Genomic DNA, 18,014 nt, shown 5'->3' with positions numbered 1-18,014 from the left:
CGCCATATGCTACGTTTTTGCTCCGGTAAAAAGTACTATTTTGCCAGTTTGCTACATTTTTTTGTTGAATCGGCTCTCGAAACGAATGAAAAGCGCCACAGGACGGGCGACATTAGTCGCTCTTGATCTATCGGAGATGGTTACCGTGCCAACTAACATTACATTCTCCCGTCGCAGCTTCATCCTGATGTCGCTGACCTTGGCTGCCTGTAAAGGCGGTGCGGATGTTCTTGAGCTTTCCGGGTCCACCATGGGGACCAGCTATTCGGTCACGGCCATCGATCATGATCGAAACGTAGATAAGGCAGCCTTGAAACAGGCGCTTGAAAAGAGCCTGGCGCAAGTCAATGCTCAGATGTCCAACTGGGATGCCTCGTCTGAAGTTTCGCGGTTCAACGCGTCGCGCTCCTTGGAGCCGATGAAAGTCTCCCGGGAGCTGGCGAAGGTCGTCGGTGCGTCGCAGGAAATCAACAGCGCCAGTGACGGACAGTTCGACATCACGCTTGGCCCGGTTATCGAAGCATGGGGATTTGGGGCGAAAAACTCCGGACGTCATGTCGAGCCCGACCCGGCAGCTCTGGCGGCCGCGTATGAAGTTGCGGGTCAGACTGACGGCCTGCATGTCGACGGGAACTACCTGCGCAAAAGCAATCCGGGCACGCAGATCTATCTGCCGTCCATCGGCAAGGGGCATGGCGTCGATCAGATGGCTGAAGTCGTCAAGGGCTTTGGTCTGTCCGACTTCATGGTTGAGATCGGCGGAGACGTCTATGTCTCGGGCAAGAATGCGGATGGCATGAAGTGGCAGATCGGCATTGAAGCGCCGGATGCGTTGACCAAGACCGCCTACCAGGTTGCCAGCGTTTCAAATCTTGGCATGGCCACATCCGGTGATTACCGGAACTATTTCGAGCAGGATGGCGTTCGTTATTCGCATATCATTGACGCGCATACCGGCCGGCCGATTACCCACCGCACGGCGTCAGTGACCGTACTGGCCGAAAACACCATGCTTGCAGACGCCTGGGCGACGGCAATGCTGGTGCTTGGTACAAAGCGCGGACTTGAAATCGCAAATGAGCGTGATCTCGCCGTATTGTTCATTGAACGTAGCGCTGAAACAGGAAACAAGGGATTCGTTTCCGCAACCAGCGACCGCTTTGCACAACTGCAGGCCTGATAACCAGAACGGATTAGAAAAGTGCTGACCTTTGCTCTGACATTCGCGCTCCTCCTGATCGTCATCTTCGGCATGGCGCTTGGCGTGATTTTTTCAGGCAAGACCATCAAGGGAAGTTGCGGCGGGTTGAACGCGATTTCTGATGCAGACCAGTGTGTTGTCTGCAGCAAGGAAATCGATCCGAACAGCCCGCTGCGTGACCGCCTCGCATGCCCGAGAGCGCGGAAAAAACTTGCTGAAATGGAAGGCTAGTTGCCCGAAGGGGCTGCTAGGACGTTGACGAGAGCGGAATAAACGCGACAAGGGCCAGGCAGACGCCTGCGATCAGGCCAAACAGCCAAAGCTGCCAGCGCGGCCCTTCCTTCACCCAGACGCGACGATATTGGTAACCGGCGAAACAGGCCAAAACGAACAAAATCGTTGCGATCAACGGGGTTAGAATAAATTCTGCCAATTTGGAGAGTTCCTTCGGCCGACTAGTTTCGGTTAAGCTGTATGTCAAACCATAGGTGGACATACAGCAGGGAGCCAAAATCATGCCAAGCTCTTATCAGGCCCCAAGCCGAAAAGACAAGATGCACGAATCGACCCACAGCCAGACCGCGAAGTCCAATACTTCCAGCGATACTGCGACAGTCCGGAAAATTCTCGAAAAGAAGGGCACGGACGTATTCGCCCTTCGCCCGCAGAACACGCTGCACGAAGCCGTCGTGATGCTCAAGGAAAAGCGAATCGGTGCGCTGCTGGTGAAGGATGCGGACGGCAAGTTGCTCGGCATCCTATCTGAACGCGACATTGTCAGAAGACTGGCCGAAACACCTGGCCAGACCTTGCCGCAACGCGTCGAGGACATCATGACGACCAATGTGGAAGTCTGCGGGCCGGACGATCTGTTGATTTCCGTTCTGCGCAAAATGACCGATGGTCGTTTCCGGCATATGCCGGTGATGGAGGATGGCGCCATTGCCGGAATGGTAACCATCGGAGACCTCGTGAACTATCGGCTGAACGAACTCGAATACGAGTCGTTGAAGCTCAAGCAGCTGATTGTCGGTTAGCCGAGCAATTCGGTGAGGCAAAGGCGATGTAATCTGCCGAGCTGTACATTCATCGTCTTTGCTATTTGAGCATTCAAGTAATGAAGCCCGGAGTTTTTTCCGGGCTTTCCATTTTTCCTGCGCTCATCATCACCGAGGCTTCTGCCTCAGGTCAGGGGCAGCATGACGTGCGTCTTGTAGAGTGGGCGATCAGACAGTCTGGTCCACCAGGCCTTCAAGGCCGGCAGTTCGGGACGCGGAAAATCCATGGAGTGCCAGCGATACGCGGAGCAACCGACGGGAATGTCGGCCATGCTGAGATCGTCACCCAGAAGATAGTTGTGCTTGGCCAGATGAGTGTCGAGCACAGTCCACAGTCGGGAGCAGCTTTCGATTGCCTTGTTGACTGCGGCAGGATCCCTTTTGTCGGGTGATGTGCGGATCAGTTGCCAGAAAAGTGTCGTCATCGGCGGGTGAAGCTCGGCGATGTACCAGTCCATCCATTGGCTGGCGTGACCACGATTTTCCAAAGTGACAGGAAACCAGGGTGAGGTGCCGTATTTTTCACAAAGATACCTGACGATTGCGTTTGATTCCCACAGGACAAAATCGCCGTCCAGCAATGTCGGAATGCGGCCATTCGGGTTTTGAGCCAGGTAATCGTCCGTGTCGTTGCCACCGAATGCTCCACCGATGTCCACGCGCTCAACATCCAGGCCGAGTTCAGCAGAGCACCACATGACCTTCTGGACATTTACAGAATTGGCGCGACCGAGAACCTTGAGCATGGAACTTTCCTGACATTGGACGATGAGTACTGCAGGCAGAGCCCTTGCGCATAACAGCCTGGATACCGTTTGCCAAATTCAAACAGCTGACAACGCCGTCACCGCCGCCATGAGCCTGGACGGTTGGGGTTGTTTGTCTTCCTTCATGAATATTCGCAACATGAAAGCATCCTGAAGTGATCGGAACGCGCCTTGCCAATAGGCGAGGGGCCTCACCAATTTCCATCGGTGCTGTGCGCGCAAACCACCTTTGTTTCGCGTTTGAAGCCGGTTTTCCGGGTGTTCGTACCCATTTGGGATAAGTGGTCGTTATACCTAAGTATTACTATACCTAAGTATTGTTATACTTAGGTATCTGAACCTAAGTATAGTCATACCTAAGTATATTACTCCGTTAGTAGTCTTGAATATGTTTAATGTGTTGGTAATGTCCCGGCCAGAGTTCTGATGAACTTCAATGTAGCCCAACTATACGTTCCGGGATGATGAAGTAACCGTTTGAGGCCTGTTTCATCCATCGGTTCAAGAACAGTAAGGACTTTGACCAATGGCCAGGATCAACCGTTTTCTGCCTGCTTTTGCACGGCAGCCGCGTGTTGTCCTGCCTCAGATCCTTTCTGACAGCGCTATTCGCCGCCGGGTGCGCCTGGATCCTGACATGCCGACGCCGCTTGGCACCGCAAGATCAAACGCGAATTGCGCTGAATGAGCCATTGGGAATGTGAAAGCCGGAGCGGCTGTTGAGGGCAAAACGACCGGGGGCGTGGAAGAGGCACGGCCTAGGGGCAAACCGGACTAAGTGGAGGAGCCGACATGTCCGATAACTCATCCAACAACGCGTATTGGTCAGCCAATATGCGCATCATTGTGGTCAGCCTGGTGATCTGGGCGCTGGTCTCATTCGGGTTCGGCATCCTGCTGCGCCCGTTGCTGAGCGGCATCCCGGTCGGTGGCACCGATCTGGGCTTCTGGTTCGCCCAGCAAGGGTCAATCCTGGTCTTCCTGGCGATCATCTTCTTTTACGCCTGGCGAATGAACAGGCTCGATCGCGAGCACGGTGTGGACGAAGAATAAGGACGTCGGGGACAGATGGATCAGTTTACTATCAATCTGCTGTTTGTGGGCGGCTCTTTCGCGCTCTACATCGGCATCGCAATCTGGGCCCGCGCGGGCTCGACTTCGGAATTCTATGCAGCTGGCCGCGGCGTGCACCCGGTCACCAACGGCATGGCGACCGCCGCCGACTGGATGTCTGCGGCATCCTTCATCTCCATGGCGGGTCTGATCGCCTTCACAGGATATGACAACAGCTCATTCCTGATGGGCTGGACCGGTGGCTACGTGCTGCTGGCACTGCTGCTTGCGCCTTATCTGCGCAAGTTCGGCAAGTTCACGGTATCGGAGTTCATCGGTGACCGTTTCTATAGCCAGACTGCACGTATCGTGGCGGTTGTCTGCCTGATCGTTGCTTCCACCACCTACGTGATCGGCCAGATGACCGGCGTCGGCGTTGCCTTCGGCCGCTTCCTGGAGGTCAGCAACACGGCTGGTCTTCTGATCGGGGCCTGCGTGGTGTTTGCCTATGCAGTGTTCGGCGGCATGAAGGGCGTTACCTATACCCAGGTGGCGCAGTATGTGGTGCTGATCACCGCCTACACCATTCCGGCAATCTTCATCTCGCTTCAGCTGACAGGAAACACGATCCCGGCACTTGGCCTGTTCGGCAATGATGTTTCCAGCGGCGAACCTCTGCTGGCAAAGCTGAACCAGGTGGTGACGGAACTCGGGTTCAATTCCTATACGGCGCATCATTCGAATACGTTCAACATGGTGCTCTTCACCCTGTCGCTGATGATCGGTACCGCGGGCCTGCCGCACGTGATCATGCGCTTCTTCACCGTGCCGAAAGTGTCAGATGCACGCTGGTCTGCCGGCTGGGCACTGGTCTTCATCGCGCTGCTTTACCTGACGGCTCCGGCTGTGGGTGCGATGGCTCGCCTGAACATCACCGAAATGATGTGGCCGAATGGCGGGATCAACGGCGGCGCCGTGACCCTGGAGCAGATCGACAACGACCAGCGTTACGACTGGATGCAGACATGGAAGAAAACCGGTCTTCTGGACTGGGAAGACAAAAACCATGACGGCAAGATCCAGTACTACAACGACAAAAACGCCGAGATGCAGACTTTGGCCGAAGACAAGGGCTGGGTCGGCAACGAGCTGACCAAGTTCAACCGGGACATCCTGGTTCTGGCCAATCCGGAAATCGCCAACCTGCCCAGCTGGGTGATCGGTCTGGTGGCCGCCGGTGGTCTTGCCGCCGCGTTGTCCACGGCCGCGGGACTGCTGCTTGCGATTTCGTCAGCCGTCAGTCACGACCTTATCAAGGGAGCCATCAATCCCGGGATTTCGGAACGTGGAGAGTTGCTGTCGGCGCGAATTGCCATGGCGGTCGCCATCATGGTCGCAACCTATCTTGGACTGAATCCCCCAGGATTTGCGGCACAGACGGTGGCCCTTGCCTTCGGCCTGGCAGCGGCGTCAATCTTCCCGGCGCTGATGATGGGGATCTTCTCGACCCGCATCAACAACACCGGCGCGGTTGCCGGAATGCTCGCCGGCCTGGTTGTGACCCTGGTCTACATCTTCCTGCACAAGGGATGGTTCTTCATCCCGGGCACCAACAGCTTCACCGATGCAGATCCTCTGCTTGGTCCGGTCAAGTCGACGTCGTTCGGTGCGATTGGTGCTGCGATCAACTTCACGGTGGCCTACATTGTTGCGGGTATGACCAAGGAAACCCCGCAGGCGATCAAGGATCTGGTTGCAAGCGTGCGCATCCCGCGTGGCGCCGGTGCAGCACAGGATCACTGATACCTGTAGCGGGCGGCTGTAACACAGCTGCCCGACTTTTTCCGATCCTGTCCTGCCCGGTTTGTGCCGGGCGGGACATTTTTGCTTTACGATTTAGGCCCAAGCCATGTCTCTCGAAACTGACGAAATTCTACGCTTTCTCAATTCATTGCACCCGTATGATTCCTTGCCGGAAGATGCGGCCAGATCGCTTGCCCAGCAATTCGATATTCGCAAAGTGGTCGGTGGCCGCAGCGTGTATGAGCATGGGGAGAAGCTGCCCGGTCTCTTCATCATCTATGACGGTGCCGTCGAAGTGCGTGACGAAAACAATGTCGTTGTCAGTCATCTGAGCCCACGGAACTCGTTTGGCGAACGAGGTCTAATGCGTGACGGCATAGCGGTGACGTCCGCAAGGGCCGATGAAACCTCGATCTTTTTGGTTCTGCCGCCTGAAATTTTTCATGCCCTGATTGCCGAGCACAAGGCTTTTGCCAGGTTCTTTGATCGGGCACGCAAGCCCCAGGCGTCGAACAGCGGTCTGGCGACGAGCAGGGCAGAAACGCTGATGGCGGCAAATCCGCTTACCTGCCAACCGGAAACAAGCGTGCAGGATGCTGCGCGCAAGATGCGCGACAAGCACGTATCCTCACTCTGTGTCACAGACGCGGATGAAACGCTGAGGGGGATCGTCACGACGCGTGACCTGTCAGGCAAGATCCTTGCGGAAGGTCTTCCGGTCGAAACAACCGTTTCGAGGATCATGACCGCGGATCCGATCACCCTGGCACCTTCGGCCATCGGCTCTGACATTCTGCATCTGATGATGGAGCGCCGTATCGGGCATGTGCCCATCGTCGAGGGAAAACAGCTGGTTGGCATGATCACGCAGACTGACCTGACCCGGTTCCAGGCCGTGAGTTCGGCCAATCTGGTCAGTGAGATTGCCGAGGCTGCAAACGCTGACGAAATGGCGAAGGGCACAGCCGGCATTTCCGGGTTGCTGGTTCAACTCGTTGCCGGTGGCAGCCGGCATGAAGTCGTCACCCGTCTGATCACGGACATTGCGGATACGGCCACCCGCCGTCTGCTGGCGCTGGCAGAGGAAAAGCTGGGACCTCCGCCAGTCCCCTATCTGTGGCTGGCCTGTGGGTCTCAAGGAAGACAGGAACAGACCGGCGTAAGCGATCAGGACAATTGCCTTTTTCTGCACGACAGTGTCAGCGACGCTGACCGGGACGGTTACTTCGCGGATCTTGCCAGGTTCGTTTGCGATGGGCTCAACACATGCGGCTATGTCTATTGTCCCGGTGACATGATGGCGACGAACCCGCGCTGGTGCCAGCCCATCCGGGTCTGGAAAGGCTATTTCGATGGATGGATCCGCAATCCAGACCCCGAAGCGCAGATGCTGAGTTCGGTCATGTTCGACCTGCGGCCGATCGGAGGCCACACGGCTCTTTTTGAGAACTTGCAGCACGAAACATTAAAAGCGTCGAGCGAGAATTCGATTTTCGTTGCGCATATGATCAGCAATTCGCTGAAGCATACTCCGCCGCTGAACCTCTTGCGCGGTCTGGCGACAATACGGTCCGGCGAGCACAAGCATGCGCTTGATATGAAACTCAATGGCGTCGTGCCGGTTGTCGATCTTGCCCGCATCTATGCGTTGCGCGGACAGATCGGAGCGGTGAACACCAGGGCGCGTCTGGTCGAGGCGAGAGCCAGCGGGCAGCTCAGCCAGTCGGGAGCAGGTGATCTTCTGGATGCCTACGATCTGATCGCCGAGACCCGGTTGTTGCATCAGGCCAGTCTGGTCAAACAGGGTGCCGCACCGGACAATTTTCTGCAGCCCTCGGTTCTTTCGGACTTTGAACGCAGTCACCTTCGGGATGCCTTTGTTGTCGTCAAGACCATGCAGTCGGCAGTCGGCCACGGGCGGGGCATGTTGAGCTAATTACATTCGGGCTCCGATCCACCGGGGGAGCAGTGATCGGACCCGAAATGGAGGAATGCAATGTTTGTCGAACTGATCGCTACCTTTGTTGCAGGGATTGCCGCGGCAGGTGCCGTCATGCTGGTGAACAGGGTGTTGCGCGGACGCCTGCCGCGCTGGTTCGCTCCGGTTGCTGCTGGAGCAGCAATGATCCTGGTGACGATCTCGAACGAATATGGCTGGTATTCGCGAACCAGCGGGGCATTGCCGGAAGATGTGGTTGTTGCCCAGACTGTTGAAAGCAAGGCCTTCTATCGCCCCTGGACCTATGTCTGGCCCTTCGTAGAGCGGTTTGTCGCGGTCGATACGGCAACTGTTCGCTCCCACCCCAATCAGCCTGGTATCAAACTCGCTGAGATCTATTTTTTCGGCCGGTGGTCTGCGGTCAACAAATTGCCGGTCCTCGCCGACTGCCCGGGCAACAGGCGCGCCGCACTGGCAGACGGGATCCGGTTTGAAAACGATGGCGCAGTGGATGGCGCGGAGTGGATTGCCGTTTCCGCGGGAGATCCGCTTGTGTCAACGATTTGTGGAGCTGGCTGATGTTGTCCACGCTCAGCCTGAGGCTTCGCCTTTTCCTCCTGTTCAGTGGTCTGGCCACGGCGAGCTGCCTGCTGATTGGCTTCTCACTCTTTTTCGGCTTCCTGAGAGCAGCTGAAACCGGACACGCTTCAGGGTTTCTGCTGGCTGGTGTCCTGTCATTTTTCGGAGTGCTGGCCCTTTCCACCGGGGCGTGGCGATTTCTCGACGAGAACGTTGCACGCCCGATCGAGCACATCGCATCGACGGTCAGGACATGTGCGCATGCGGATGTCAAAGCGTCCATCGATATGCACAAAACACGTTTTCTGGGGGACCTTGCTCCTGCGGTTCACGCCGTCACAGGTCATCTCTCCAAGGTTTCTTCCGGAACGGATGAGATCGTTGCAGCCGAGACCTCGCGGATTGTGGCCGAAAAAGCCCATCTTGCCCTTCTTCTGACCGAAATCCCCGTCGCGATCATCCTTGTCAGCCCGACAAACCAGATCATGCTTTATGACGGGCAGGCTGCCGATGTTCTGGGGCAGGTGCACGTGCCGCGCCTGAGCGCTTCGATTTTCGATTATTTCGACGAGACGGATTTGCAGGCGGGGCTTGAACAGCTTTCAGAAACACGCACGGAAGTGGTGGTCGAAGTGTGCGCCACAGGCGGGCGTTTGAGTTTTGAGCTGAGACTGAAGAAACTTCACCAGACACCTGGTTACATGATCCTGGTGGATGACACGCATGCGCGGATTGCACCGGAGGCGGCGCGTCCGTTGATCTTCGATTTCGATTTGACGGAACACGAAGCCGAACATGCCATTGAAAACCGTCCACTCCAAAGCCTGAGTTTTGTCGTGTTCGACACGGAAACCACGGGATTGATGCCAAACAAGGACGAAATCGTTCAGATCGGAGCTGTCCGTGTGGTCAAGGGACGGATTGTGCCCGGTGAAAACGTGGACCAGCTCGTTAATCCCGGACGCGCAATTCCACGAGCATCAACCAAAGTGCATGGCATCACGGATGCGATGGTTGCTGAAGCACCGGTTGTTTCGGAAGCCGTATCGAGCTTCCACAAATTTGCGAGGGATTCCGTTCTGGTCGCTCACAATGCCCCTTTCGACATGGCCTTTCTCCATCGCCACGAAAAGACATCCGGGTTGCTTTGGGATCATCCGCTCCTGGACACGGTGCTGTTGTCGGCTGTGCTGTTCGGTGACACCGAAGTCCATACCCTCGACGCCTTGTGCGAGCGTCTCGGTATCATCATTGCGCCAGAGCTGCGACATACGGCTCTTGGGGATGCGCAGGCGACCGCAGAAGCGCTCTGCAAGATGCTGCCGGTTCTTGTTTCAAGAGGGTTCGAAACCTTTGGAGAAGTCATTCAGGAAACCCGCAAGCACGGCAGGTTGCTGAAAGACCTCAATTGACAAAGCCGTTTCCGGCATCCGAAAAGCACTTTGCCAGCATGCCATGGCCGCAGCGGTTGTGCGGCCATGATGACTTGCGTTATGCGCCGAATATATCGGTCGTAATACCCTTGTACCAACCGACGGATTCTTCGTATGTCGCCTGACGAACGGCGTCGTCTTCCCCGGTCTGACTGATGAACTTTGATGTCGAGGCAATCTTTTCGTCTGTCGGTGCATATTGGGCGCCGACTTTCACGCCGTCATTGGTCTCGATCAGGCTCCAGCAAGTGTTGGAGTATTTTGCGGGAAAGACCTTTGACCCGATGAGGTCGCCCCGGATGGCCATCGCCGCGACCTTTGCCTGACTGTTTGCCGAGAACCCGGATTTGGGCATGTCGCCTGCAATCGAGGCATCACCGATGACAAAGATGTTGTCATCGATTTGCGAGCGCATGGATTTCGGGTCAATCGGACAGAAGCCGGTGTCGTTGGCAAGGCCGGTCTTGCTTGCAATGTTGCCTGCCTTTTGAGCCGGAATGACATTGACCAGATCGCCCTTGAAAGTATCGAAGTCGGTCTCAACTTCGCCGGTCGCTGGATTGACCCCCTTGATGCCGCCATGGACGTCGGGACCGTACCATTCGATCATTCCGGGGTAGTACTTTTCCCAGCCCTCCTGGAAAAGCGCCTGCTTCGAGAATTTGGGCTTGGGGTCGATGATGACGATCTTGCTGTCACCAAGTCCCTTTTCCTTCAGCACATGCGCCATCATTGATACACGTTCGTAGGGTCCCGGTGGGCAGCGATACGGATTGGGTGGCGTGACCATGACGATCTGCTGTCCGTTCTCGATCGCGTCCAGCTTGGTCTTGAGCAGTTTCGTCTGCGGACCGGCTTTCCACGAATGCGGCATGATTTCCGCCGCTTCTGCCGAATAGCCCGGCACGCTGTCGTAAATGAGATCGATACCGGGAGCGACGACGAGCCGGTCATAGGGGACCCTGGAGCCATCTGCCATCACCACTTCTTTCGCATCCCGGTCGATGGCGTCCGCCCTGCCGTTTACAACTGTAATGCCGTAGTTCGATGCCAGTGTGTCGTAGCCATGGGTGATGGAATCGAAGCTTCTGAAGCCTCCGAGATACAAGTTGGAGAAGAAGCAAGTCGTGTAAGCCGGGTTTGCCTCGATCAGGGTTACGTCCAGATCATCTCCGGCATCCTTGGCCATGTAACGTGCGGCGGTTGCGCCTCCGGCGCCTCCACCGATGACGACGGCCCTGGGCTTACCTTGCGCGCGGGCATAGTGAGGCAGAGCCAAAGAGGTGGCGCCGGCCCCGGCCAGCAGTCCAAAGGTCCGGCGTGAAAACTTCCGCATTTTCCTTCCTCCCGGGTTTGCAGCACATCGACTGGCCTTCAAAAGGTCCGCTTCACTGTGGATCCAATGATCCGAAATAAGCCGCAAGTGCTGCGATTTCCTCGTTTCCGAGGTTGATCGTCATGTTCTGCATAACCTGATGGCTTCGAACATTGGTCTTGTACTCGAACAGCGCTCTGATGAAGGCGTTCTTTGGCCAGCCAACGATCGAGGGGATACCGTCCGCACGACCTGAAACCTGGTGGCAGGTCACGCATTCGCTGGAGAGATACTCTCCGTATTCGGCGTCACCATCCAGGCCCATGGCAACAGAGCCGATCTCTGCCCGTGCCACCTGTGCGGTTTGCGGATCTGCAGCGGGCTGTTCTTGAGACAAGGTTTTCAGATAGGCGATCAGGTCGGTGCGGTCCGAATGCTTCTTCATGCCCAGGTAGGACATCCGTGTTCCTGGAACATAGGCGCGAGGTTTGGCGAGATACTGATCAAGAGTGAACTCGTTCCAGATAAGTCCCTCCCGTCCGAGCTTCTTCATCGCGCTGGAATACTTGAAACCATCGATTGCTCCTGCCTGACGTCCGAACAGTCCGTCAAGATGTGGGCCGACAAGATTTGCAGCGCCTGCACCGATCTGATGGCAGGATTTGCAGTCCTTGTATAGGTTTTCGCCCTTTTGAGGATCACCTTCCTGCGAAAGGGAAGGGGAGGCTGTCAGAGCGGCTCCACACAGGGCAAGGACCGGCAAGGCCCCCCTCAGCCTCTCAGCCCCTCCGAAGAGAGGAGGCATTCGCCTGCGCTGCCGGTCCTTTTTCAATTCGGGTCCTCCCGAAACCCTTGGTGATCAATCGACCCCGCCAACTCCTGCAGCTGCGTCGTCGTCAACCGAACCCGGCGTCACGTCCAGGATCCGGGCACGCATGGTGATTTCGACCGGTCCGGGCTTGCACTCGCTCATGCAAGGCTCGGACTTTTCTGCATAGTGATCTTCTTCCGGGCGGCTGTCCGCAACAAAATTCTGTTCGTTGGGGAGCCGCTTGTCGAGGAAGTTCTCGTTGGACAGCTCGAATTCCTCATCCTCGACAACGTCGTTCAGGTAAAGCAGATATGCGGTGATGGCATAGACTTCATCGTCGGTAAGCGAACGTGCATTGCCGTAGGGCATGGCCCGGCGAACGTAGTCATAAACCGTTGAAAGATATGGCCAATAGGATCCAATCGTTTTTTCAGGACGCTCTTCGGTCAATGTGTCGTGACCGCCTGCGAGAACCGGCCAGCGGCCGACACCTTCACCAAAGTCACCGTGACAGACCGCGCAGTTGTCCGTGTAGAGCACCTCACCGTCCATGACTGTGCCGGATCCCACCGGCAGTCCCTGGCCATCAGGGCGAATGTCAATGTCCCAGGCAGCGATTTCTTCCGGTGTGGCCTTGCGGCCGAGACCGAAGACACCGCCGTCTCTCGTGGTGGACACGGGCGCTGCCGTTGTTGCGGCTGTGGTCTGGGCGGGATCTGCGGCGGGTTCTGTGGCGCTCTGCTCTTCTTGAGCGGGTGCTTCGCTGGAGAACGTGGCCAGGTAAGCGAGGATGTTGTCGAAGTCTTTCTGCTTCCGCAGGCCTGCAAAGGCCATCTTCGTGCCCTTGATCATTGCCTTCGGTTTTTCGAGATAGGTGGTCAGAGTGTCCTCTTCCCAGACAAGACCATCGGTTCCGGCAGCAATCATCGCCTTGGAATACTTGTAGCCTTCAATCGACCCGGCCGACCGCCCGAATACATCATTCAGATGCGGGCCGACCTTGTTCTTTGCGTTGTCGCCGACAGCATGACACGCGGCGCATTTCTTGAAGACCTTTTTGCCCTTGTCAACGTCTCCCGCCAGGGCGGAGCCTGACAAGAGGGGCAATGTGGCAAGAGCGGCGCAGAGGCTGAGGGATTTAAGAAACTTCGACATTTTCCACCGTTCCGTCTGCTTTGACATGCCAGGTCTGGATGCCGTTGTTGTGGTAGATCGAGTTTTCACCACGGGCAGCCCGCAACTCGTTCTTGCTGGGCTGGTAGAAGCCGTTCTCGTCCATTGCACGGGACTGAAGCAGCAGATCCGACCCATCCCAGTCGATGTCGAGGTAGAACCGATGCAGGGCTTTCGGAAGGCTCGGACCATCAATACGGGCGGTCTTCCAGTTGCGGCCGCCATCGATGGACACGTCGACACGCTTGATACGGCCATTGCCTGACCAGGCAACGCCGGAGATCACCAAGGGGCCTTTGCCATGAGAAACCGGAGCCTGCGGGCTGGGCGTGGTGATGACAGATTTCGCATCCATGACCCAGGTAAAGCGCCGTGCCTTCCCGGTTTCCATGAGGTCCGTGTATTTGGAGGTTTCTTCACGCTGGTGCCACGGTTCGTCTCCGACTTCCAGGCGGCGCAGCCACTTGACCCACATGTTGCCTTCCCAACCCGGCACGACCAGGCGAAGGGGATACCCCTGTTCGGGGCGAAGCGCTTCACCGTTCATCTTGAAGGCGACGAGGCAGTCGTCGAGCGCCTTTTCCAGGGGGATGGAGCGCGTCATGGCCGACGCATCGGCGCCTTCCGGCATGATCCATTTGGCACTGGTCTTGATGCCGGCCTCTTCCAGCAGCAGCTTGAGCGGGACACCGGTATACATGACACAGTGAACCATGCCGTGGGTGTACTGACAGCCATTGAGCTGTGAACCACGCCATTCCATGCCGGAGTTTGCCGCGCATTCCAGGAAATAGATCCTGTTTTCGCGAGGAAAGCGCTTCAGGTCTTCCATGGTGAAGACGAGCGGTGTGTCCACCAAGCCGTTGATCATCAGGCGGTGCGAGGCCGGGTCGATTTCCGCGATGCCGCCGTGGTGGCGCTCGAAACACAGACCGTTGGGCGTGATGATGCCGTCGAGTTCGTGGAGGGGCGTGAAATTGACCGAGCTCTCGGTTGAGGCAGTCAGCCATTCCACATCCCGGCGCACGACATGGGCCTCGAATTCCGACGGCGTGCCGTATGGGCGGGACTGCACGCCGTCACCGAGATACCGGTTCCAGTCCTGTATCTCGGTAATGAGAGGGTCTCCGCCAGCGCGTGCTGCGCCCGCAGTGCCGGCCACTGCACCAGCTGCCAGTCCTGCCTTCAGCAGGGAGCGCCGTGAGAGGTCCGGTGATTTGGATTTCCTGGTATCACTCATGAATTTTATCCTCAGGGATGGGTCCTCAGGAGTTTTCTGAAGAAAAATAGGGTCAGCCGGCCAATTTGACGGACTGGTTGTCCGGCAGCTTGACGACAGGGTTTTTGGTCAGATACGCCTCGACGACTTCGTCGACCGCGGGCCCCTCGGTGTCTTCGTTGACCGATGCCCAGCCGGTCACGATGTAGTCCTTCGCAGGGTCTATCGCTTCGCCGGTCGCAAGCAGTGTCATATTGGAGATGCGCTCGCCGATGTCCTTGTTCGGATCGATCGTGTAGCCCATGCCGCCGACACGAACCATGTCGCCACCTTGCTGGTAATAGGGGTCCTTGTTGAAGAGGTTGTCGCCAACATCCTCCAGGATGTCCTTCAGCATTTGTCCGTTCATTGAGGAACGGTAGGCCGCCGGATAGGTCATCGCGCAGGCGTTGTGCAGATCTTCGAAGGTGATGTCCTGTCCGGGAAGCAGGGAAGTTCCCCACCTGAAACCGGGAGACAGCGCGATCTGGGCATCGCGCTCTTCCAGCAAAGCCTGGCAGATCAGGTCATCGAATGTCCCGTTGAAATTGCCACGGCGGTAAAGCAGGCTCTCGGTGCGGCCAAGCACACGCGACAAGTCCTTTTCATACGGCGCACGCACTTCATCGATCAGCGCAGCCATGTCCGCATCCGGTGTGATGATGTCGGAAAAGATCGGGATCAGGCGGTGAGAATAGCCAGCAAGCTTGCCGTCCTGAATGTCGAGATCCAGCCGCGTTACGAACTTGCCGTTGGAGCCGGACGCGATGACCAATGTGTCGTTGACGATGACGGGCTCGGGCAGAGCGTCATGTGTGTGGCCGGCCAGAATGACGTCGATTCCGTCGACGCGTGACGCCAGTTTCCGGTCGACGTCGAAGCCGTTGTGGGACAGGAGGACGACCACGTCGGCGCCTTCGCTTCTGGCTTCTTCGACGTGCTTTGCAATATCTTCTTCCCGGATGCCGAAGGACCAGCCCGGGATCATCCAGCGGGGATTGGCGATCGGCGTATAGGGGAATGCCTGTCCGATCACGGCAACCTTGGCGCCGCCCCGCTCAAACATCTTCCAGGCCTCGAATGCCGGTTCATCCCATTCGTTGTCGTAGATGTTGGAGCCAAGGAACGAGAAGGGCAGTTCGTCTATGATTTCCTGAACCCTGTCGGTTCCATAGGTGAACTCCCAGTGGCCGGTCATGGCGTCCGGCCGCAGAGCATTCATGACCGTGACCATGTCCTGGCCAAGCGTCTCGTTGGATGTATAGCTTCCCTGCCAGGTGTCTCCGCCGTCCAGCAGCAGGACGTTGTCATCGCCGCGCTCTGAACGAATCCGTTTGATGACGGTAGCGACCCGGTCCATGCCGCCCATCTTGCCGTAGGTTTGTGCCAGCGAGGTAAAGTCCTCGGAGGTGAGGGCATATGCGTCCGGCGTGCCCGGTTCGATATTGTAAAGCTTCAGGAAGTCGGCGCCGGTGACATGGGGTGGTTTGCCGTTTACGTCGCCTATGCCCAGATTTATGGAAGGCTCGCGGAAATAGATCGGCTTCAGCTGGGCATGAATATCGGTGATGTGAATGAGGGTGAGCTGTCCCGTGGGGTCCATGCTCAAGAGTTGATCTTCGGTGAGCGCCTGTTGCGCCATCAGGCGCGACCAGGATCCAGCCATTCCCGACCCAAGCAGCGCACTTGTTGCTGTCGCTGCCATCAGGAACTCACGTCTTGAGAACATTCCGCTTACTCCAAAGCCGACCGGAGACTTGTCCGGTCACATGCATATTTTTCCCGTTGGCACGCAGCTGCCCGCGCACCTTCCTGACCCGTTCAACAGGGGACGAGTTGTCGTGTGCCGCGTGCGCGGCCAATTGCTCCGGTGCAGCAAAGTGCGCTGCACCGGATTGTGCACTTACTGGCGGACAGACGGGGTTTCCACGGAAAGCCCCTGGCCACGCCAGGCGAGATAGAGTTCCAGTGCCTTGAATTCATCGGAGCCTGGCTTGAACGGCACTGCACGAATATTCTTCATGCAACCCTTGAAGCGCCGATGGATGGAACCGACACCCTGCCACTTGAGTCGGTAAGTCGGGAATCCGTTGATCTGACCCTGACTGAGATGATCGGCACGGATCATGTTGCCATAATTGTCTTCGTGGCAATTAGAGCAAGACATGTCGAGCTGACCGACCCGGGTGTAGTAAAGTTCCTCGCCTTTCTTGAACCAGTCTTCGGCATTCCCGTCGACGGTCACTTCAACAGGCATACCTCGCGATTGAACGCCGATATAGGCCGTCATCGCCAGCATTTCCGGGCTTTCCCACTTCCACGGTTCGGCACCTTGATGCTCCTGCCTGGACCAGTTGATGTGGTTTTCCAGGGTCATCAGTGTCTCTTTGCCTTCATGCCACTTGGGCATGGAAGCACGGACGCCTTTCATGCTTTCAGAAGCATCGCCGTGACAGGTCGCACAGGATTTGCCTGAGGTTCCCTCGGCTGTTTCCCAAAGCTCCTCGCCATAGTCGACGGATGTGAATGCCGGATTGTCGAAGTCATCCATCTGCAGAGCCTGCGTTTCATCCGAACGGAAACGCCACCCTGAAATGATCTCATCCAACGGATGGTCGGCAGGTGCCTCAGTCTTGGTTACGAACTTGACGTCTTCGACAACAAGCTCGCTGTCTTCCCCGGACAAGGCGGATTGCGTGACGGCAATCGCAAGCACACTTGCACCGGTTACCAACGCCGAAAGCCGGGCTACTTTATTCATTTTGGCCAAATCGTCTCCTCCTCCGATTTGTGCAGCCGAATTGCAGCCGCGGCCTAGTTCACCGTTATCTTCTTCTCCGTTTCGTAAACGGAGCCGTCATCGTCCACCCAGATGAACTTGAACGTTCCGCTCTGGTCCACTTTCGCGCTGAATTGCAGGTAGGGATTGGCCGATACGGCCGGATCGAGATCGCAGCTGAATACGGTCTGTCCGTCAAACTCGCAGGTGAACTTGTTGATGATCTTGCGCGGGATCAGTTCGCCGGTTTTCTTGTCCTTGCGCTGGCCGGATTCCATCGGGTGGCTGATCAGCGTCTTGATTGTGATGACTTCACCCTGAGATGCCTTTTTCGGCACTTTCACGCGGGGTTTAGCAGATGCCATGTTCGTATTCCTTTCTGGCTCAGCCGCCGCAGCCGCCGATAGTGACCTTGACTTCCTTGCGGTCGATATAGGTGGAGCCGTCGTTCATCTTGGCGACAGCAATAACGTTCTGGGTCTTTGCCAAGCGGATACGTGTCTTGGCTTCCGCCGCACCGCTCATCGGGGAAAAGTGGAACGTGGCGACCGCCGGGTTCGGGTTGCCGTCGGCAAGAATAAGGACAGAAGCGACGTAGCTGTCAGACGTCATCGGGCTGTCCACGGAAACGCCCACCGGTACGGTGTTGCCGTTTTCAGCGATTTCGGGGGTGTCCAGGGCGACCGTACCCTCCATGGGGGCAGCTCCGCCGGTAAACGCCTTGATGGCGTCTTCTGCCTTGTCGGTTGCGGCGAATGAGAATTCCGGCTTGAACGCCAGAAAAGCGGCGGTTCCCGCCGTGAGGCCAAACATTTGGCGTCGTGTGATCGTCATCTCTTGCTCCT

The 18,014-nt window shown here is 57.0% G+C and carries 19 protein-coding genes; 9 read left to right on the top strand and 10 right to left on the bottom strand.

Features of this window, described 5'->3' with window-relative positions; translation table 11 throughout:
• Window positions 1-136: 136 nt before the first annotated feature.
• Entirely contained in the window at window positions 137-1,180 is a 1,044-nt protein-coding gene (locus tag ABLO27_RS18120; RefSeq protein WP_353035063.1) for an FAD:protein FMN transferase, read from the top strand.
• A 21-nt stretch (window positions 1,181-1,201) separates the two neighbouring features.
• A complete protein-coding gene (gene nqrM / locus ABLO27_RS18115) occupies window positions 1,202-1,432 on the top strand; it encodes a (Na+)-NQR maturation NqrM (RefSeq protein ID WP_352940603.1) in 231 nt (76 codons plus the stop codon).
• A gap of 16 nt (window positions 1,433-1,448) precedes the next feature.
• On the opposite strand, the gene ABLO27_RS18110 is transcribed toward nqrM, so the two are convergent.
• A complete protein-coding gene (locus ABLO27_RS18110) occupies window positions 1,449-1,718 on the bottom strand; it encodes a hypothetical protein (protein WP_353034452.1) in 270 nt (89 codons plus the stop codon).
• Here ABLO27_RS18110 and ABLO27_RS18105 point away from each other — a divergent pair.
• Window positions 1,717-2,238: a CBS domain-containing protein gene (locus ABLO27_RS18105; protein ID WP_353034450.1), complete on the top strand. Its 522-nt coding sequence runs from the start codon at window positions 1,717-1,719 to the stop codon at window positions 2,236-2,238. The genes ABLO27_RS18110 and ABLO27_RS18105 overlap by 2 nt on opposite strands.
• Window positions 2,239-2,384: 146 nt before the next feature.
• On the opposite strand, the gene ABLO27_RS18100 is transcribed toward ABLO27_RS18105, so the two are convergent.
• Window positions 2,385-3,005, bottom strand: coding sequence for a glutathione S-transferase family protein (locus ABLO27_RS18100; RefSeq protein ID WP_353034448.1), 621 nt, complete (start codon window positions 3,003-3,005; stop codon window positions 2,385-2,387).
• Window positions 3,006-3,552: 547 nt separating this feature from the next.
• Between ABLO27_RS18100 and ABLO27_RS18095 the strand changes: the two genes are divergently transcribed.
• The 6 genes from ABLO27_RS18095 (at window position 3,553) to ABLO27_RS18070 (ending at window position 9,812) form a co-directional block, all read left to right on the top strand.
• Window positions 3,553-3,714: a hypothetical protein gene (locus tag ABLO27_RS18095; protein WP_353034446.1), complete on the top strand. Its 162-nt coding sequence runs from the start codon at window positions 3,553-3,555 to the stop codon at window positions 3,712-3,714.
• A 104-nt stretch (window positions 3,715-3,818) separates the two neighbouring features.
• Entirely contained in the window at window positions 3,819-4,079 is a 261-nt protein-coding gene (locus ABLO27_RS18090) for a DUF4212 domain-containing protein (protein ID WP_353034445.1), read from the top strand.
• Between the two features lie 15 nt (window positions 4,080-4,094).
• Entirely contained in the window at window positions 4,095-5,882 is a 1,788-nt protein-coding gene (locus ABLO27_RS18085) for a sodium:solute symporter family protein (RefSeq protein WP_353034443.1), read from the top strand.
• Between the two features lie 106 nt (window positions 5,883-5,988).
• Window positions 5,989-7,818 carry a DUF294 nucleotidyltransferase-like domain-containing protein gene (locus ABLO27_RS18080; protein WP_353034441.1) on the top strand — a complete coding sequence of 610 codons (1,830 nt, stop codon included), beginning with the start codon at window positions 5,989-5,991 and terminating at the stop codon, window positions 7,816-7,818.
• A 60-nt stretch (window positions 7,819-7,878) separates the two neighbouring features.
• Window positions 7,879-8,400 carry a hypothetical protein gene (locus tag ABLO27_RS18075; RefSeq protein ID WP_353034439.1) on the top strand — a complete coding sequence of 174 codons (522 nt, stop codon included), beginning with the start codon at window positions 7,879-7,881 and terminating at the stop codon, window positions 8,398-8,400.
• Window positions 8,400-9,812 (top strand): 3'-5' exonuclease, encoded by a 1,413-nt coding sequence (locus tag ABLO27_RS18070; protein ID WP_353034438.1) that lies wholly within the window; start codon window positions 8,400-8,402, stop codon window positions 9,810-9,812. Before ABLO27_RS18075 ends, ABLO27_RS18070 begins: the two co-directional genes overlap by 1 nt.
• 79 nt (window positions 9,813-9,891) lie before the next feature.
• Here ABLO27_RS18070 and ABLO27_RS18065 read toward each other — a convergent pair whose 3' ends face one another.
• From ABLO27_RS18065 to soxY, 8 genes are all read right to left on the bottom strand, one after another.
• Window positions 9,892-11,169, bottom strand: a complete 1,278-nt coding sequence (locus ABLO27_RS18065) for an NAD(P)/FAD-dependent oxidoreductase (RefSeq protein WP_353034437.1) — start codon at window positions 11,167-11,169, stop codon at window positions 9,892-9,894.
• Window positions 11,170-11,221: 52 nt separating this feature from the next.
• On the bottom strand, window positions 11,222-11,980 hold the full coding sequence (locus ABLO27_RS18060) for a c-type cytochrome (protein ID WP_353034435.1): 759 nt from the start codon (window positions 11,978-11,980) through the stop codon (window positions 11,222-11,224).
• A 27-nt stretch (window positions 11,981-12,007) separates the two neighbouring features.
• The gene (locus tag ABLO27_RS18055) at window positions 12,008-13,114 is read right to left on the bottom strand and encodes a c-type cytochrome (protein ID WP_353034433.1); all 1,107 of its coding nucleotides are present in this window, start codon (window positions 13,112-13,114) and stop codon (window positions 12,008-12,010) included.
• The gene (soxC, locus tag ABLO27_RS18050; RefSeq protein WP_353034432.1) at window positions 13,098-14,372 is read right to left on the bottom strand and encodes a sulfite dehydrogenase; all 1,275 of its coding nucleotides are present in this window, start codon (window positions 14,370-14,372) and stop codon (window positions 13,098-13,100) included. The genes ABLO27_RS18055 and soxC overlap by 17 nt, the downstream gene beginning before the upstream one ends.
• 52 nt (window positions 14,373-14,424) lie before the next feature.
• A complete protein-coding gene (gene soxB / locus ABLO27_RS18045; RefSeq protein ID WP_353034431.1) occupies window positions 14,425-16,119 on the bottom strand; it encodes a thiosulfohydrolase SoxB in 1,695 nt (564 codons plus the stop codon).
• Between the two features lie 174 nt (window positions 16,120-16,293).
• Window positions 16,294-17,151, bottom strand: coding sequence for a sulfur oxidation c-type cytochrome SoxA (gene soxA, locus ABLO27_RS18040; RefSeq protein ID WP_353034429.1), 858 nt, complete (start codon window positions 17,149-17,151; stop codon window positions 16,294-16,296).
• Between the two features lie 53 nt (window positions 17,152-17,204).
• Window positions 17,205-17,534 (bottom strand): thiosulfate oxidation carrier complex protein SoxZ, encoded by a 330-nt coding sequence (soxZ, locus tag ABLO27_RS18035; protein ID WP_353034428.1) that lies wholly within the window; start codon window positions 17,532-17,534, stop codon window positions 17,205-17,207.
• A gap of 19 nt (window positions 17,535-17,553) precedes the next feature.
• Window positions 17,554-18,003 carry a thiosulfate oxidation carrier protein SoxY gene (gene soxY, locus ABLO27_RS18030; protein WP_353034427.1) on the bottom strand — a complete coding sequence of 150 codons (450 nt, stop codon included), beginning with the start codon at window positions 18,001-18,003 and terminating at the stop codon, window positions 17,554-17,556.
• Window positions 18,004-18,014 lie beyond the last annotated feature (11 nt).

Source organism: Roseibium sp. SCP15 (assembly GCF_040329435.1).
Lineage (GTDB): Bacteria > Pseudomonadota > Alphaproteobacteria > Rhizobiales > Stappiaceae > Roseibium.
Note: the sequence above shows the minus strand (reverse complement) of the source record. Positions and strands in the feature narration are given on the sequence as shown.

What these genes read in the sequence shown, in the direction of transcription:
- ABLO27_RS18120 (WP_353035063.1), top strand. Translation starts at nt 137, where the DNA reads ATGGTTACCGTGCCAACTAACATTACATTCTCCCGTCGCAGCTTCATC.
- ABLO27_RS18105 (WP_353034450.1), top strand. Translation starts at nt 1,717, where the DNA reads ATGCCAAGCTCTTATCAGGCCCCAAGCCGAAAAGACAAGATGCACGAA.
- ABLO27_RS18110 (WP_353034452.1), bottom strand. Translation starts at nt 1,718, where the DNA reads ATGATTTTGGCTCCCTGCTGTATGTCCACCTATGGTTTGACATACAGC.
- ABLO27_RS18100 (WP_353034448.1), bottom strand. Translation starts at nt 3,005, where the DNA reads ATGCTCAAGGTTCTCGGTCGCGCCAATTCTGTAAATGTCCAGAAGGTC.
- ABLO27_RS18095 (WP_353034446.1), top strand. Translation starts at nt 3,553, where the DNA reads ATGGCCAGGATCAACCGTTTTCTGCCTGCTTTTGCACGGCAGCCGCGT.
- ABLO27_RS18090 (WP_353034445.1), top strand. Translation starts at nt 3,819, where the DNA reads ATGTCCGATAACTCATCCAACAACGCGTATTGGTCAGCCAATATGCGC.
- ABLO27_RS18085 (WP_353034443.1), top strand. Translation starts at nt 4,095, where the DNA reads ATGGATCAGTTTACTATCAATCTGCTGTTTGTGGGCGGCTCTTTCGCG.
- ABLO27_RS18080 (WP_353034441.1), top strand. Translation starts at nt 5,989, where the DNA reads ATGTCTCTCGAAACTGACGAAATTCTACGCTTTCTCAATTCATTGCAC.
- ABLO27_RS18075 (WP_353034439.1), top strand. Translation starts at nt 7,879, where the DNA reads ATGTTTGTCGAACTGATCGCTACCTTTGTTGCAGGGATTGCCGCGGCA.
- ABLO27_RS18070 (WP_353034438.1), top strand. Translation starts at nt 8,400, where the DNA reads ATGTTGTCCACGCTCAGCCTGAGGCTTCGCCTTTTCCTCCTGTTCAGT.
- ABLO27_RS18065 (WP_353034437.1), bottom strand. Translation starts at nt 11,169, where the DNA reads ATGCGGAAGTTTTCACGCCGGACCTTTGGACTGCTGGCCGGGGCCGGC.
- ABLO27_RS18055 (WP_353034433.1), bottom strand. Translation starts at nt 13,114, where the DNA reads ATGTCGAAGTTTCTTAAATCCCTCAGCCTCTGCGCCGCTCTTGCCACA.
- soxC (WP_353034432.1), bottom strand. Translation starts at nt 14,372, where the DNA reads ATGAGTGATACCAGGAAATCCAAATCACCGGACCTCTCACGGCGCTCC.
- soxB (WP_353034431.1), bottom strand. Translation starts at nt 16,119, where the DNA reads ATGTTCTCAAGACGTGAGTTCCTGATGGCAGCGACAGCAACAAGTGCG.
- soxA (WP_353034429.1), bottom strand. Translation starts at nt 17,151, where the DNA reads ATGAATAAAGTAGCCCGGCTTTCGGCGTTGGTAACCGGTGCAAGTGTG.
- soxZ (WP_353034428.1), bottom strand. Translation starts at nt 17,534, where the DNA reads ATGGCATCTGCTAAACCCCGCGTGAAAGTGCCGAAAAAGGCATCTCAG.
- soxY (WP_353034427.1), bottom strand. Translation starts at nt 18,003, where the DNA reads ATGACGATCACACGACGCCAAATGTTTGGCCTCACGGCGGGAACCGCC.